Consider the following 14,756-nt stretch of genomic DNA (forward strand, 5'->3'; position numbering starts at 1 on the left):
GCAGCAACCGGCACCAAACGCAGGCATCAGCCTCAGAAAATCGCGTCCTTGTTGATGCCGTGACGCATCATGTTGCGCTTCAATTTGCTGATCGCCTCGATCTGGATCTGCCGAATCCGCTCCCGCGTCAGGCCCAGACGGTGGGCCAGCACATCCAGAGTTTCGGGCTCGCGGTCAGCCAGACCGTAGCGCCCGGCCAGCACTTCGCGCTCGCGCTCGTTCAGCGCTGCCAGGCCGTGGCTCAACAGGGCCTCAACCTCGTGAGACAGGCGCAGACCCATCGGGTCGATGGCGTGCTCGTCGGCAACCAGATCGACCATGGATTCGCCCCCTTCGCCATTGCGGTCGACCGGCGAATCCAGCGAGCTGGGCAGCTCGGCATAGGCCAAGAGCTCGGCCACTTCCTCCAGTGGACGCCCGAGTGCCGCGGCAACTTCGTCCGCGCGCACCTGGGCCTCGGCGCCATTCTGGCTGGCCACCGCCTCCAGCGCCCGTCTGGCCTTCAGCACCTGGTTCAGTTCGCGAACGATGTGCACAGGCAGCCGCACCAGCCGCGCCTGGTGCATCAAGGCACGCTCGATGCTCTGGCGTATCCACCAGCTCGCGTAGGTCGAGAAGCGGAAGCCGCGCTCGGGTTCGAACTTGCCGATCGCGTGCATCAGACCGAGATTGCCCTCCTCGATCAGGTCGCTCATCGGCAGACCACGACCCAGGTAGTTCTTGGCGATGCTGACCACCAGGCGCAGGTTGTGCTCGATCATCGACTGACGAGCCTTGAAGTCGCCAGCGCGGGCCTGAACGGCGGTGTCGTACTCTTCCTGCGGGGTCAGCAGCGGCGTGCGACGAATATCGCGCAGATAGGCCTGCAAGGCGTTGCCCAGCTCGACCTCGCCCTGCGGCAGCATCAGGCTGGCGCGTTCAGCGGAGACTTCGTCGTCAAGTGGCTCGGCAGCACCCTCACCTGGTGGCGCGGTGCCGTTCAAATCAGGGCGAGGGGCAAGATCTTTCATGGCATCAAGACCTGACCCCTGCGCACTCAGCGGGCAGGCAGCAGCTTGGCCGGATCCACCGGCTTGCCCTGCTTGCGCAGTTCAAAATGAAGCTTGACCTGATCAGCATCGCTGGATCCCATCTCGGCAATCTTCTGGCCCTTGCGTACCACCTGATCCTCTTTGACCAGCAAAGTCTGGTTGTGAGCGTAGGCGGTGAGGTAGTTGCTACCGTGCTTGATGATGACCGTGTTGCCGTAACCGCGCAAGCCCGATCCGACATACATCACACGCCCGTCGGCAGCAGCAAGCACCGGGTCTCCGGCCTTGCCGGTGAAGGAGATGCCCTTGTTGCGCTGCTCGTCAAATGCGCTGATGACATTGCCTGCGGCCGGCCAGCCCCAGGAGATGCCGTCATCATCGTTGCGCGCGGCGGCAGGTGCAGACGCGGGGCTGGAGGCCGCAACGCTTGCTGATGCGGCGCTGCCCGGCTGTTGCGCCGTGGCGCCAGGCTTGGCGTCGGTGGCCTTGCCGTCTGCTGCCTTACCATCCAAGGGCTTGCTTTCAAGCTTGGCCGCGGCAATCGGCTTGGTCGTCACGCCAGCGGCGTCCACGCCCGGCGGCAGCACGCGCAAGACCTGACCCACCTCGATCAGATTGGGGTTGTCCAGCGAGTTCCATCTGACCAACTCGCGCCAGTTCTGACCATGCTCCAGCGCGACGCGGATCAAGGTGTCGCCCGGCTTGACGGTGTAGTAGCCGGGCTTGCCAGCATTCTCTGAGCCAGCAGGCAGGGGCGTTGCGTCGGCCGCGGCAGGTGTCGATGGTGCCGGCACCGCGCCGGGCTTGGCCGCGACGACAGGCCGGTCCTCGACAGGCGCACGATGCTTGGGCAGCGAGCAGCCACACAAGACCAGCAACACACAGACCGACAGGCGGCCAAGGGGAAAACTCGAAAGGCTTGCTTGCATTCGCATCCGTCAGGGTTGACTCGCCGTGAGTATCAACCAGACCGCGCGCGAACTGGCACTCACATGACGCCGGATTTTAGGGGCACGAAGAGCACCGCCTCCTGCAGACTGCGCACAAACTGGCTGCCTTGCAGCCCTTGGACATGGTCAATCACGACCAGAACCTGGCCGCGCCCGCTGGGCGCCTGCATCGGCGCGACCAGTCGCCCGCCGGGCGCCAATTGCGCCAGCCAGGCCGGCGGGATGTCATCCCCACCGGCGGCGGCAATGATGCTGTCGAACGGGGCCATGGCCGGATCGCCCAGACGGCCATCGCCATACACCAGGCGCACGCCGCTCAGGCGCAAGCCTGCGAGATTGCTGCGCGCCTTCTCATGCAGCGGCAACAGGCGCTCGATCGAACTCAAGCGGCGCCCCAGCAAGGCCAGCACGGCCGCCTGGTAGCCGCAGCCGGTGCCAATCTCCAGCACGCGGCCCAGATGCCCGGACTGGCTGGCGCTGGCCCCGGCCATCAGCAAGGCAATCATCCGGCCAACGACCGATGGTTTGGAGATCGTCTGTTCGTGGCCAATTGGCAGGCTGGTGTCCTCATAGGCCTGGATGGCCAAGGCGGAATCCACGAACTCATGCCGCGGCACTCGCGACAGCGCGTCCAGCACCCGCTCGTCCTGCAAGCCCTCGGCACGCAGGCGTTGCACCATGCGCAGCCGCACCCCCGCCGAATCCAGCCCCAGGCCGCTCGGTGGCGTCTGCCGTGCTGCATCCTTGGCCGCCTGCTGCAGATGCAATTGTGGGCGCAGCAACTCGCGGCTGACTGCCGGCGCGCGGGCATCACGGGCCGGCGACGCCTGGAGCTTGTCCAGCGGCAAGGGGAAGCGCCGCGGCTTGTCCCTGCCCTGGTTCATTCGGCGACGCCCACGTTCAAACGAGCACGCCAGTGCGGCAGACTCGCATGCGCGGTCAGATCCACCTGCAAGGGCGTGATCGAGACTTGCTCCTGTGCGGCGGCATGGAAGTCGGTGCCCTCGCCGGCCTCGCGCGCATCGCCCGGCGGGCCAATCCAGTAAATCGTTTCGCCCCGCGGGCTGCTTTGCTGAATCACCGGCTCACTGGCATGGCGGCGGCCCAGGCGGGTGATGCGCCGCGGCAGCTGCAAGGCATCGGCCCGGTTGGGAATGTTGACATTCAGCAAAAAGGGTTCAGCGAGGCCGCCCGCCACAACCTGCTCGACCAACTCGCGGGCCAGCGCAGCCGCGGCATCCAGATGCTGCCAGCCCCGGTTCAGCTGCGAAAAGGCAATCGCTGGAATGCCGAAGAGATAGCCTTCGGTGGCCGCCGCCACGGTGCCGGAATACAGCGTGTCATCGCCCATATTGGCACCGTTGTTAATGCCCGACAGCACCAGATCCGGCCGGTAACCCAGCACACCGGTCAGTGCCAGATGGACACAGTCTGACGGCGTGCCATTGACATAACGAAACCCATTGGCGGCCGTGAACACCGACAGCGGCCGTGTCAGTGTCAGTGCATTCGACGTCCCACTGGCGTTCTGTTCCGGCGCAATGACGTCGATCTGCCCCAGGCCCTGGCAGGCATTCACCAGCGCCTGCAGGCCCGGCGCAAGGTAACCATCATCATTGGCAATCAAGATTCGCATACGGCATTGTAGGCAGCGCCCATGTGCCAAGCGGCCGATTCGAGCCCACCCCGTGTAAGCCCCAAGGTCGTCGCCAAAGCGACGCATGCTCACGCTGGCGCTGCCTATCATCGACGGCATACGTTTAGATGGAGCAAGCAATGTCTAAAGCCTGGCTGTGCGACAACCCCAGCGGTGTCTCGGCACTGAAGTGGCAAGAACTCGAACTGCCGGCCACCGGGCCGGGTCAGCTGCGTGTGGCGATCAAGGCCGCCAGCCTGAACTTCCCGGACTTGCTGATCATCGAAAACAAGTACCAGATCAAGCCACCGCTGCCCTTCGTACCCGGGACGGAATTTGCCGGCGTCGTCGAGGAAGTTGGTGAAGGCGTGAACGGCTTCAAGCCCGGCGATTCCGTCGCCGCCTTCACCGGTACCGGCGGCTTTGGCAGCCATGCCCTGGTGCCTGCCGCACTGGCCCTGCCCCTGCCCGCCGGCTTTGCGTTTGAAGACGCGGCCGCTTTCATCTGCACCTATGCAACCAGCCACCACGCCCTGATGGACCGCGCCACATTGCAAGCCGGCGAAACCGTGCTGGTGCTGGGCGCTGCGGGCGGTGTAGGCACCGCTGCAATTCAGATTGCCAAGGCGGCCGGTGCGCGTGTCATTGCCGCGGCATCGAGTGATGAAAAATGCCAGCGCTGCCTGGAACTTGGCGCCGATGCAGCGATCAACTATGGCCGCGACTCGCTACGCGATGCGCTCAAAACCTTGACCGATGGTCGCGGCCCCGACGTCATCTACGACCCCGTTGGCGGCGATCTCAGCGAGCAAGCCTTCCGCTCGATTGCCTGGCGTGGGCGGCATCTGGTGGTCGGCTTCGCCCAGGGCAACATCCCGTCGCTGCCGCTGAATCTGGCCCTGCTCAAGGGCGCGTCCTTGGTCGGCGTCTTCTGGGGCGAGTTCGCCAAGCGCGAGCCACAGCTCAATGCCGCGATGATGATGGCGCTGGCGCAGTGGTATGCCCAGGGCAAGGTGAAGCCGGTGCTCGACTGCGTGCTACCCATGAGTCAGTTGCCCGCGGCCTTTGCGCGCATGGCGAGCCGGCAGGTCGTTGGCAAGATCGTGTTGAGCAATCTGCTTTGAATTGCAGACTTCAGTCGGCGACGCGCGCCAGCGCGCTGTTACCGACTCGACGAAGTATTTCAGCAATGCGCAGTTGGCCGGGCGCGGGTGCGTCAGCCCTGCAACTGACACGAATGAAACATGCCGAGATGCCGTGTTGACCGGCCCGGGAGGCCGAAACCCTGGACTTGTGCGCTAGGATGCGCAGGGACTGGAGTTCCGTAAAAACCATGGCCGTCAAAGTACTGATCATCGAAGACAACCCTGTCGCCCGCAGCTTTCTGTGCCGTGTTGTGCGCGAAAGTTTCAGCGATGCCATGGAGATCGTTGAGGCCGGTGATCTCGAAGGCGCTCGCAGGCAGGTTGCCAGGCTCAGCGCTGAGGGCGATGACAGTGGCTTCAAGCTGATCCTGGTCGATCTCGAATTGCCGGACGGCAACGGCATGGAATTCCTCGCCGAACTGGCCGGCACCCCCTCGGTCAAGATCGTCACCACCTTGTACTCGGACGACGATCACCTCTTCCCGGCCTTGCAATGCGGCGCCGACGGCTATCTGCTCAAGGAAGATCGTTTTGAGGTGCTGGTCGAGGAGTTGCAGCGCATTGTGCGCGGCCAACCGCCGCTGTCGCCTGCCATCGCACGCCGCCTGCTGTCGCATTTCCGCCCCGGCTCGACCGGCGATAGTGGCCCCATGGGACTGAACTCCGGATTTGGCTCATTGTCGTCGTCGGCCGGCCCGACGACCGGCCGCGGCGTGGCGCTTGATCCGGCACCCGAGTGGGAGCGCCTGACGCCCCGCGAGAACGAGGTGCTCACCTACCTCAGCAAGGGCTTCACCATCAAGGAAATCGCCAACCTGATGGGCATCAAGTGGTTCACCGTGAACGACCACATCAAAAGCATCTACAAGAAGCTGAACGTGTCCAGCCGGGCCGAAGCAGCGGTGTTGGCCAGCAAGCAAGGCCTGGTCTGAACTTCTTGCCGCTCGTCTCGGGCTACGGCGCCCGGACTCTGACGCGAGCGCCTCAGCGCGCTGCCGATAGTTCCGACGGTCCCTCGCCGGAGGAGACCGACGCCACCAGCACCTGCTGCACGACCGCCCCAGCTCCTGCCTGGTGAACACCGGACTCTGCCGGCTCGAAGGCCCCCAGCATCAGGGCCAGCACCGAGCTGATGCCGATCAGATTGATCCAGTTCTGAGGTTCACGTGACAGATTCGTCAGTGCGAGCAATGTGCGCTTCATGAGGCAACTCTCCGAATAGGCTTGACAGGCTGCGGCTGCGATGCGGTACTTCATGGCCCGAGCGTGGCGGCGACGGGCTGCCCACTGCAGCGTTGGCGAATAATACTGTATGCCCATACAGTTGTTCAAGTACTGTCGGTCGCGCCCGGTGTCTGGTGAGATATTGCGGCCAAGACGCAGCAGGGCGCGCTCAAAGGCAGCCTGAGCCTCGGAATCCACTTGGCGTCGTGACAGCCGCCCTGTTGAAGCTTCAGGGCCCTGGTGAGGGGCACCGGCGCTTAAGCCCCCGGCGCCCAGGCCGCGTCCAACTCGTTGAAGATACCGCTGTCGTCAGCGTGCACATACGGTCCGGTGCCGCTGTTCTCGGCGCAGGAGGCGGGCACGAAGCCGCCGCGCTGGACATCGAAAACGTGGACTTCGCCGGCCTCAATGACGTAATGCCAGCCATGCAGCGCCAGCCGGCGCTGTTCAACGCGAGCGCGCACCATCGGATAGTCCATCAGCCGTTCCAGCTGCAGCACGACGGAGCGTTCCTCCGTACGGCGCAAGGCCTCGTCACTCAGCTGAACCGGCAAGCAGGCCTCGCGGCCCAGTTCCAGCCACACGCGCAGATTGTTGGCCTCGGCCGGTACCTCGCCATACAGCGCACGGATGCCGCCACAGTGGCTGTGGCCGCAAACGATGATGTGCTGCACATCAAGCGCCAGCACCGCATACTCGATCGCCGCAGCCGTGCCGTGGTGCCCGGCGGAGCCGTCGTACGGCGGCACAAAGGCGCCGACATTGCGGACCAGGAACAGCTCGCCCGGTCCGGCGCCGGTCAGCATATAGGGCACCAGCCTGGAGTCCGAGCAGCCAATGAACAGGATGCTGGGATGCTGACCCTGCTCGACCAATGCCTTGAACTGCGCCTGATACTGGGGAAAGAAGTCGGTGTTGAAGCGGCGCAGCCTGCTCAAGAGTTCGTCCGGCATGCCCCCACCTGCCCTATTGCACCAGCGGCGAGTCGGCGGCGTCCAGCACCAGCCCGTCCAGCCTGGCCGCAGCGACTTGCAGATTCAGATACTGGCGCAGCGCCGTCACATAGCTTTGCTGGCGCAGCAGCTGGGCAATCGACGCTTGTACCGTTTCATAGTGCTGCGGTTGGCCAGGGTCGCGGGCGTCGACACGGATGATATGAAAGCCAAAGCGGCTGCTGATCAAACGCGGTAGCACGCCGACGTGGGCACTGGCCTCGTCCTGGCCAAAGAGGGCGGCGCTGAATTCAGGCACGCAGTCCGTACGGCTCAGCCAGCCCAGCTCGCCACCATCTGCGCCGCTGGGGCAGTTCGAGCTCTGGGCCGCCGCCGCAGCGAAAGCGGCCTCGTCTTCACAGCGCAGCTGGACCAACAGGGCTTCGGCGCGCTGCCGCAGGGCATCAACATCGACGCCGGGCGTCACGGCAAACAGGATGTGCGCCGCCCGCACACGCTCGCCTGTGGCGAAGCGCGAGGCGTGCGCCTCGAAATAGCGCCGACAGGCTGCTGCATCGGGCTCCGGCACCTGGACCTCGCGCTCCAGCAGCGTTTCGATGGCCGCCGACGCGGCCTCGCTGAGCACACCATCCAGGCTGGGCAGATCGCCGATGGCCAGCAACCCCTGACGCTGCGCGGCCTGGCGCAGCAGTTCGCTATAGGCGCGCTGGCGAAGCAATTCCAGATCGGGACTTTCCCCTTCCCCGTGCAGCGGCACGCCATTGACGCTGGGCACGACGGCGCGCGGATCAGGCTTCAGATCCACGCCTTCTTCGACCGCTGAGCTGCCACCGCTGCCACCGCCGCCACAGCCGCAGCTGCCACCACCACATCCATGCATTTGCTGATTCATCGCATCACTCTCCGAAGTTCGGACTCCTGACCGCGCAAGCCGCGCCGATCCGGCTTTGCCGGGCGGACGTGGATGCCCCTTGAGGGGCGCGCACAGCTCAAAGGAGGTGGTCAATACAGGCGCCGGCTGCGCACCAGCTGGTAGGGACGCACCAAGTAGGCCAGCGTGCCGAAGCCGCTCCAGACATGCACGAGCCGGGTGAAGGGGAAGATCAGGAACAAGCTCATGCCGAGGAACATATGCAGCTTGAACACCCAGCTGGCATGGGCCAAGAGCTCGACCGCGCCGCCCTGGAAGGTGACGATGCGCTGCGCCCAGCCGGCCAGCTGCATCATCATGCCGCCGTCGAGATGCTGGGCCGACAGCGGAATCGTCGCCAGCCCCAGCGCCAGCTGTATCCACAGCAGCACCAGCAGCAGGATGTCGCTGAACTTGCTGTTCAGGCGAATGCGCTCGTCGCTCAGCCGCCGGTGCAGGAGGATGCTGACGCCGGCGAACCCCGCCAGTCCCGCCAGGCCACCGCTGACCATCGCCATCAGCTGCTTGTCGCCGGCACTGATGAAGTGCTCGTAGATGAAGTGCGGCGTCAGCATGCCCACCGTGTGGCCGAAGAACAGGAACAGCACGCCGATATGGAACAGATTGCTGCCCCAGCGCAGGCTGCCGGCGCGCAACAGCTGCGAAGAGTCGCTCTTCCAGCTGTACTGGTCGCGGTCAAAGCGCAAGAGGCTGCCGAGCAGGAACACGGCCAGGCAGATGTAGGGGTAGATGCCAAACAGGGCAAAGTCCAGCGAGCTCATAGCCGTGCTCCTTGTTGATACTTGTCGTTCTTGACGAGATGGATGGGCTGCGGCGCGCCGGGTTTGCTCTGCCCCTTGGACGAGCAGCCATCAAAGGCCGCTGGCTCCTGCCAGGCTTCATCAAGCGCCTCATCGGCGGTGATAGGCACGGCCTGCGGCCTTTCACCGGCCAGTTCGAGCACCGCGCCGATGGCCGCGGCGTAGCGGTTTTCACGCTTGATCAGGGCGGTGTGAATGGCATTCAGGATGTGCGCCATCTCGCCCAGGAACTCGCGCGCCAGCGCCGGTGGCTGGGTGGACGCGAATTCCAGCACCACCGGCAGGTAGTCGGGCAGCTCGCTGGCATCGAAGTACATGCCGCCAGCCAGATAGGTCTGCTGCAGATCGACCAGGGCCTGACCGCGCTCGCGCGAGTCGCCATGCACATGCTCGAACATATGCAGGCTGGTGGCGCGGCCGCGGTCAAAGCTCTCCACATACAAGGCCTGCACCGCGTAGGCGTCGGGGCGGCCGATCTGCCGCAGCAGTGCCTCAACTTCGGCCAATCGCGTGGGGCTCAAGGCCCCCTCCTCGCGCAAGGCCTGCAACAACTGGGGCAGCAAGGCGCGTGTCTCATCACTGGGATAGTCCAGCAGCTTGGCCAGCACCCGGCAGCTGAGCGTGATCGCCTGATCTTTTTTGTTCATGTTCTTGCACTCCCTCACAGGCCGGACTTGATCGGAATCGTGCGCTTCTTCTGCCCGCCAAACAGGCTGACATCGCTCTGCCCGTCCGAGCAGCCATTGCCAAAGCTGAAGCCGCAGCCGCCGCGCAGGTCGTAGGCGTTCTCGGCGTACTCGCGGTGCGTGGTCGGGATGACGAAGCGATCCTCGTAGTTGGCGATGGCCATGGTCTGGTACATGTCCTCGACCTCGCGCTTGAGCAGGCCCACCTGATCCAACACCGTCTTGTCCTCGACACCATCGACATGCTTGCCGCGCTGGTAAGCGCGCATCGCCAGCATGCGCTCCAGCGCGCGCTCCACCGGCTTGGTGTCACCGGCGGTCAACATATTGGCCAGGTATTGCACCGGAATGCGCAATTGCTTCACGTCGGGAATCTGCCCGTTCACGCCGATCTGCCCGGCGTTGGCCGCGGCGCTGATCGGTGACAGCGGCGGCACATACCAGACCATGGGCAAGGTGCGGTACTCGGGGTGCAGCGGCAGCGCCACCTTCCAGTCCACCGCCATCTTGTAGACCGGGCTCTTGCGTGCCGCCTCCAGCCAGGCCTCGGGGATGCCGTCCTTGCGCGCCTGGGCGATCACCGCCGGGTCATGCGGGTCGAGGAAGATGTCCAGCTGCGCCTGGTAGAGCTCCTTGTCTTCCTTGACGCTGGCGGCCTGCTCGATGCGGTCCGCGTCATAGAGCAGCACGCCCAGATAGCGGATGCGTCCCACGCAGGTCTCGGAGCACACGGTCGGCTGGCCCGCTTCGATGCGTGGGTAGCAGAAGATGCACTTCTCGGCCTTGCCACTCTGCCAGTTGTAATAGATCTTCTTGTAGGGGCAGCCCGACACACACATGCGCCAGCCGCGGCACTTGTCCTGGTCGATCAGCACGATGCCGTCTTCCTCGCGCTTGTAGATCGAGCCCGAGGGGCAGCTCGCCACGCAGGCCGGATTCAGGCAGTGCTCGCACAGCCGCGGCAGGTACATCATGAAGGTGTTCTCGAACTGGCCGTAGATGTCCTTCTGCACCTGATCAAAGTTCTTGTCGCGGGCCCGTTTGCTGAACTCGCCGCCGAGGATTTCTTCCCAGTTCGGGCCCCACTCGATCTTTTCCATGCGGCGGCCGGTGATCAGGCTGCGCGGCCTTGCCGTTGGCGCGGCCTTGGACTTGGGCGCCGACTGCAGATGCTCGTAATCGAAGGTGAAGGGCTCGTAGTAGTCGTCGATCTGCGGCAGGTTCGGGTTGGCGAAGATGCGCATCAGCAGCTTCCACTTGCCGCCCTGGCGCGGCTCGATCTCGCCATTGGGTTTGCGTATCCAGCCGCCATGCCATTTGTCCTGGTTCTCCCATTCCTTGGGATAGCCAATGCCGGGCTTCGATTCGACGTTGTTGAACCAGGCGTATTCCATGCCCGGACGATTCGTCCAGACGTTCTTGCAGGTGACCGAACAGGTGTGGCAACCAATGCACTTGTCCAGGTTCAGCACCATGCCGATTTGTGCGCGTACTTTCATGATGATGTTTACCCCTCGTTCGATGAGTACATCGACCGATCCCCCGAGGGGATGCGGGCCGGCTTGGGAGCGGCCCGGCGCTCGGCCCGCTGGTGATGGTTTCTCATGCCGTTGCTCCTTCTTCGTCCAGCCAATCCACCTTGGCCATCTTGCGTACCAACACGAACTCATCGCGGTTGGTGCCAATCGTTCCGTAGTAGTTGAAGCCGTAGCTCAGCTGCGCGTAGCCGCCGATCATGTGCGTGGGCTTGGTAACGATGCGGGTCACCGAGTTGTGGATGCCGCCACGGGTGCCGGTGATCTCCGATCCCGGGGTGTTGATGATCTTTTCCTGCGAGTGATACATCATCACCATGCCCGGATTGACACGCTGGCTGACCACCGCGCGGGCCGCGATGGCACCGTTGGCGTTGAACAGCTCGACCCAGTCGTTGTCAACAATGCCAGCCTTGGCCGCGTCGTCCTCGCTGAGCCAGATCACCGAGCCACCACGGTTCAGCGTCAGCATCATCAGGTTGTCGCTGTAGGTGCTGTGAATGCCCCACTTCTGGTGCGGCGTGATGAAGTTGAGCGCAATTTCCTTGTGCCCGTTGCTCTTGATGCCCTGCACCTCGGCCAGGGTCTTCAGGTCCACCGGCGGCCGGTAGCTTGAGAAGCCCTCGCCGAAGGCCTGCATCCAGGGATGGTCCTGATAGAACTGCTGGCGGCCGGTCAGCGTGCGCCATGGGATCAGCTCATGCACATTGGTGTAGCCGGCGTTGTAGCTGACCTTCTCGCTCTCAAGGCCGGACCAGGTCGGCGAGGAGATGATCTTGCGCGGTTGTGCCTGGATGTCGCGGAAGCGGATCTTTTCGTCCTCGCGGTGCAGCGCCAGATGCGCGTGTTCACGGCCGGTCTGCTTGGACAGCGCCTCCCAGGCCTTGACCGCCACATGGCCATTGGTTTCAGGCGCCAACTGCAGCACCACCTCGGTGGCATCGATATCGCTCTCGATACGCGGCATGCCCTGCGTGACGCCCTCCTCGCGCACCCGGCCGTTCAGCTCGCCGAGCTGCTCAACCTCGGTCTTGGTGTCCCAGGCAATGCCCTTGCCGCCATTGCCGACCTTGTTCATCAAGGGGCCCAGCGCGGTGAAACGCTTGTAGAGATTGGGATAGTCACGCTCGACGACAGCGATCTGCGGCGCCGTCTTGCCCGGGATCAGTTCGCACTCGCCCTTCTTCCATTCCGACACGCCGAAGGGCTGGGCAAGCTCGGCCGGGCTGTCGTGCATCAGCGGCGACAGCACCAGTTCCTTCTCGACGCCCAGATGGCCGACGCAGAGCTCGCTCAAGGTCTTGGCAAAGCCCTTGTAAATCTCCCAATCGCTGCGCGCCTGCCAGGCCGGGTCCACCGCGGTGGACAGCGGGTGGATGAAGGGATGCATATCGCTGGTGTTGAGGTCGTTCTTCTCGTACCAGGTTGCGGTGGGCAGCACGATGTCCGAGTACAGGCAGGTGGTGCTCATGCGGAAGTCCAGCGTCACCAGCAGATCGAGCTTGCCTTCGGGTGCCTTGTCGTGCCAGGCCACTTCCTGCGGCTTTGCATCATCCTTGCCAAGGTCCTTGCCTTGCACGCCATTGGTGGTGCCCAGCAGGTGTTTGAGGAAGTACTCATGGCCCTTGCCCGAGGAGCCGAGGATGTTGGAGCGCCACACAAACATATTGCGCGGCCAGTTGGCCGGGTGGTCGGGGTCCTCGCAGCTCATGCGCAGCGAGCCGTCCTTGAGGCTCTTGACCGCATAGTCCTTGGCGTCCATGCCGGCGGCCTGCGCGTCCTTGACGGCCTGGATCGGATTGGTCTGCAACTGCGGGGCGCTGGGTAGCCAGCCCATGCGCTCGGCGCGCACGTTGTAGTCGATCAGGCTGCCGCCGTACTGGGCCTTGTCGGCCAAGGGCGAGAGTACCTCTGACACATCGAGCTTCTCGTAGCGCCACTGGTCGGTGTGGGCGTAGAAGAAGCTGGTGCTGTTCATCTGGCGCGGCGGTCGAATCCAGTCCAGCGCGAAGGCCAGTGCGGTCCAGCCGGTCTGCGGGCGCAGCTTCTCCTGGCCCACGTAATGCGCCCAGCCGCCACCACTTTGGCCGATGCAGCCGCACATCATCAGCATATTGATGATGCCGCGGTAGTTCATATCGCAGTGGTACCAGTGGTTCATCGCCGCGCCGATGATGACCATGGACTTGCCCCGGGTCTTGTCGGCGTTGTCGGCGAACTGGCGCGCCACGGTGATGATCTGATCGCGCTTCACCCCGGTGATGGACTCGGCCCAGGCCGGTGTGTAGGGCTTGTTGTCGTCGTAGCTGGCCGGTGTGTCGTCACCCAGACCGCGGTTGATGCCGTATTGCGCGACCTGCAGGTCGAACACCGTGGCGACCAAGGCCTCCTCGGCGTCCTCGTGCTTGCCCAGCTTCAGGCGCACCAGAGGCACTCGGCGGCTCAGCACATCCTGCTGTTTGTTGGCCGTGAACTGCGGCGATTCAATGCCACCAAAGTATGGGAATCCCACCTCAGCAATTTCGTGCGCATTGGCCGCGTCCTCGAGCACGGAAAGCTTGAGCTTGACCTCGCTGTCGTGAATGGCTTCCTTGGACTCCAGGTTCCACTTGCCCAGATCGGGCCGCTCACCCGCACCCCAGCGGAAGCCGATCGAGCCATTGGGCAGCACGACCTTGCCGGCGGCATCGAAAGCCACGGTCTTCCACTCGGGGTTGTTGTCCTGCCCCAGCCTGCCGCCGAAGTCGCTGGCGCGCAGGTAGCGGTCGGGCACCAGCAGCTCGCGGCCATCGGCCGTGGTCTGCTTCTTCAGCTTCACCAGCAGCGGCAGATCGGTGTAGCGGCGCGCGTAATCATCGAAGTAGGTGGACCTTCGATCGAAATAGAACTCCTTCAGGATCACATGGCCCATGGCCATCGCAATGGCCGCATCGGTGCCCTGCTTGGGGTGCATCCAGATGTCGGCCAGCTTGGAGATTTCGGCGTAGTCCGGCGTGATCGCCACCGTCTTGGCGCCCTTGTAGCGCACCTCGGTGAAGAAGTGCGCGTCGGGCGTACGCGTCTGCGGCACGTTGGAGCCCCAGGCGATGATGTAGTTGCTGTTGTACCAGTCGGCGCTCTCGGGCACATCGGTCTGCTCGCCCCAGATCTGCGGGCTGGCCGGCGGCAGGTCGCAGTACCAGTCGTAGAAACTCATGCAGACGCCACCCAGCAGGCTCAGATAGCGGCTGCCGGCGGCATAGCTGATCATCGACATCGCCGGAATCGGCGAGAAGCCGATCACGCGGTCGGGGCCATGCTTCTTGATCGTGTGGATATTGGCGCTGGCGATGATCTCGTTGACCTCGTTCCAGGTGGAGCGCACAAAACCACCGAGGCCGCGATCCTGCTGCCATTCACGCCGCTGCTCGGTGTTCTCGACGATATTGGTCCAGGCGTCGACCGGGCTCTTGGCCACCGCGCGTGCGGCGCGCCAGTGCTTGAGCAGCGAGCCGCGCACCATCGGGTACTTGACCCGGTTGGCGCTGTACAAATACCAGCTGTAGCTGGCGCCACGGGCGCAACCGCGTGGCTCGTGATTGGGCAGATCGGGCCGTGTGCGCGGGTAATCGGTCTGCTGGGTTTCCCAGGTGACGATGCCGCCCTTCACATAGATCTTCCACGAGCAGGAGCCGGTGCAATTGGTGCCGTGGGTGGAACGCACGATCTTGTCGTGCTGCCAGCGGGCGCGGTAGGCATCCTCCCAGGTGCGGTCCTCGCCGGTGACACGGCCATGGCCGTCGGCGAAGTCTTCCTTGGGTTGAGCGAAGTAGCTCAGGCGGTCGAGAAAGTGACTCATTGATGACCTCTCATATGTCGCATTCAG

The 14,756-nt window shown here is 64.0% G+C and carries 13 protein-coding genes; 2 read left to right on the forward strand and 11 right to left on the reverse strand.

Translation table 11 applies throughout. The features are described from left to right. Window positions 1-32: 32 nt before the first annotated feature. Genes rpoS through surE form a run of 4 tightly spaced genes read right to left on the reverse strand, consistent with a single transcriptional unit; the run spans window position 33 to window position 3,617 of the window. Complete coding sequence (rpoS, locus tag RQP53_RS01810) at window positions 33-1,010, reverse strand: RNA polymerase sigma factor RpoS (RefSeq protein ID WP_434064036.1); 978 nt, start codon at window positions 1,008-1,010, stop codon at window positions 33-35. A gap of 26 nt (window positions 1,011-1,036) precedes the next feature. Continuing rightward, window positions 1,037-1,960, reverse strand: a complete 924-nt coding sequence (locus RQP53_RS01815) for a peptidoglycan DD-metalloendopeptidase family protein (RefSeq protein WP_315648275.1) — start codon at window positions 1,958-1,960, stop codon at window positions 1,037-1,039. A gap of 59 nt (window positions 1,961-2,019) precedes the next feature. Then, window positions 2,020-2,865, reverse strand: a complete 846-nt coding sequence (locus tag RQP53_RS01820) for a protein-L-isoaspartate(D-aspartate) O-methyltransferase (RefSeq protein WP_315648277.1) — start codon at window positions 2,863-2,865, stop codon at window positions 2,020-2,022. Next, a complete protein-coding gene (gene surE, locus RQP53_RS01825) occupies window positions 2,862-3,617 on the reverse strand; it encodes a 5'/3'-nucleotidase SurE (protein ID WP_315648278.1) in 756 nt (251 codons plus the stop codon). The genes RQP53_RS01820 and surE overlap by 4 nt, the downstream gene beginning before the upstream one ends. Before the next feature lie 140 nt (window positions 3,618-3,757). On the opposite strand from surE, the gene RQP53_RS01830 reads away from it, so the two are divergent. Both RQP53_RS01830 and RQP53_RS01835 read left to right on the forward strand, forming a co-directional pair. Next, window positions 3,758-4,741: an NADPH:quinone oxidoreductase family protein gene (locus RQP53_RS01830; RefSeq protein ID WP_315648279.1), complete on the forward strand. Its 984-nt coding sequence runs from the start codon at window positions 3,758-3,760 to the stop codon at window positions 4,739-4,741. Window positions 4,742-4,950: 209 nt separating this feature from the next. Further along, entirely contained in the window at window positions 4,951-5,694 is a 744-nt protein-coding gene (locus RQP53_RS01835; RefSeq protein ID WP_315648281.1) for a LuxR C-terminal-related transcriptional regulator, read from the forward strand. Window positions 5,695-5,746: 52 nt separating this feature from the next. Here RQP53_RS01835 and RQP53_RS01840 read toward each other — a convergent pair whose 3' ends face one another. The 7 genes from RQP53_RS01840 to RQP53_RS01870 all read right to left on the reverse strand — a co-directional run bounded on the left by RQP53_RS01840 (window position 5,747) and on the right by RQP53_RS01870 (window position 14,729). Then, window positions 5,747-5,965 carry a hypothetical protein gene (locus RQP53_RS01840; protein ID WP_315648282.1) on the reverse strand — a complete coding sequence of 73 codons (219 nt, stop codon included), beginning with the start codon at window positions 5,963-5,965 and terminating at the stop codon, window positions 5,747-5,749. Window positions 5,966-6,243: 278 nt separating this feature from the next. After that, window positions 6,244-6,939, reverse strand: a complete 696-nt coding sequence (locus RQP53_RS01845) for a carbonic anhydrase (RefSeq protein ID WP_315648284.1) — start codon at window positions 6,937-6,939, stop codon at window positions 6,244-6,246. A 13-nt stretch (window positions 6,940-6,952) separates the two neighbouring features. Next, window positions 6,953-7,831, reverse strand: coding sequence for a peptidylprolyl isomerase (locus tag RQP53_RS01850; RefSeq protein WP_315648285.1), 879 nt, complete (start codon window positions 7,829-7,831; stop codon window positions 6,953-6,955). A 110-nt stretch (window positions 7,832-7,941) separates the two neighbouring features. After that, window positions 7,942-8,631, reverse strand: coding sequence for a respiratory nitrate reductase subunit gamma (gene narI, locus RQP53_RS01855; RefSeq protein WP_315648287.1), 690 nt, complete (start codon window positions 8,629-8,631; stop codon window positions 7,942-7,944). Continuing rightward, window positions 8,628-9,317 carry a nitrate reductase molybdenum cofactor assembly chaperone gene (narJ, locus tag RQP53_RS01860; RefSeq protein WP_315648289.1) on the reverse strand — a complete coding sequence of 230 codons (690 nt, stop codon included), beginning with the start codon at window positions 9,315-9,317 and terminating at the stop codon, window positions 8,628-8,630. The genes narI and narJ overlap by 4 nt, the downstream gene beginning before the upstream one ends. A gap of 14 nt (window positions 9,318-9,331) precedes the next feature. Further along, a complete protein-coding gene (narH, locus tag RQP53_RS01865; RefSeq protein WP_315648290.1) occupies window positions 9,332-10,855 on the reverse strand; it encodes a nitrate reductase subunit beta in 1,524 nt (507 codons plus the stop codon). Between the two features lie 103 nt (window positions 10,856-10,958). Next, window positions 10,959-14,729, reverse strand: coding sequence for a nitrate reductase subunit alpha (locus tag RQP53_RS01870; RefSeq protein WP_315648292.1), 3,771 nt, complete (start codon window positions 14,727-14,729; stop codon window positions 10,959-10,961). Window positions 14,730-14,756: the final 27 nt, after the last annotated feature.

Source organism: Roseateles aquae (genome assembly GCF_032337115.1).
Classification (GTDB): Bacteria; Pseudomonadota; Gammaproteobacteria; order Burkholderiales; family Burkholderiaceae_C; genus Roseateles_C; species Roseateles_C aquae.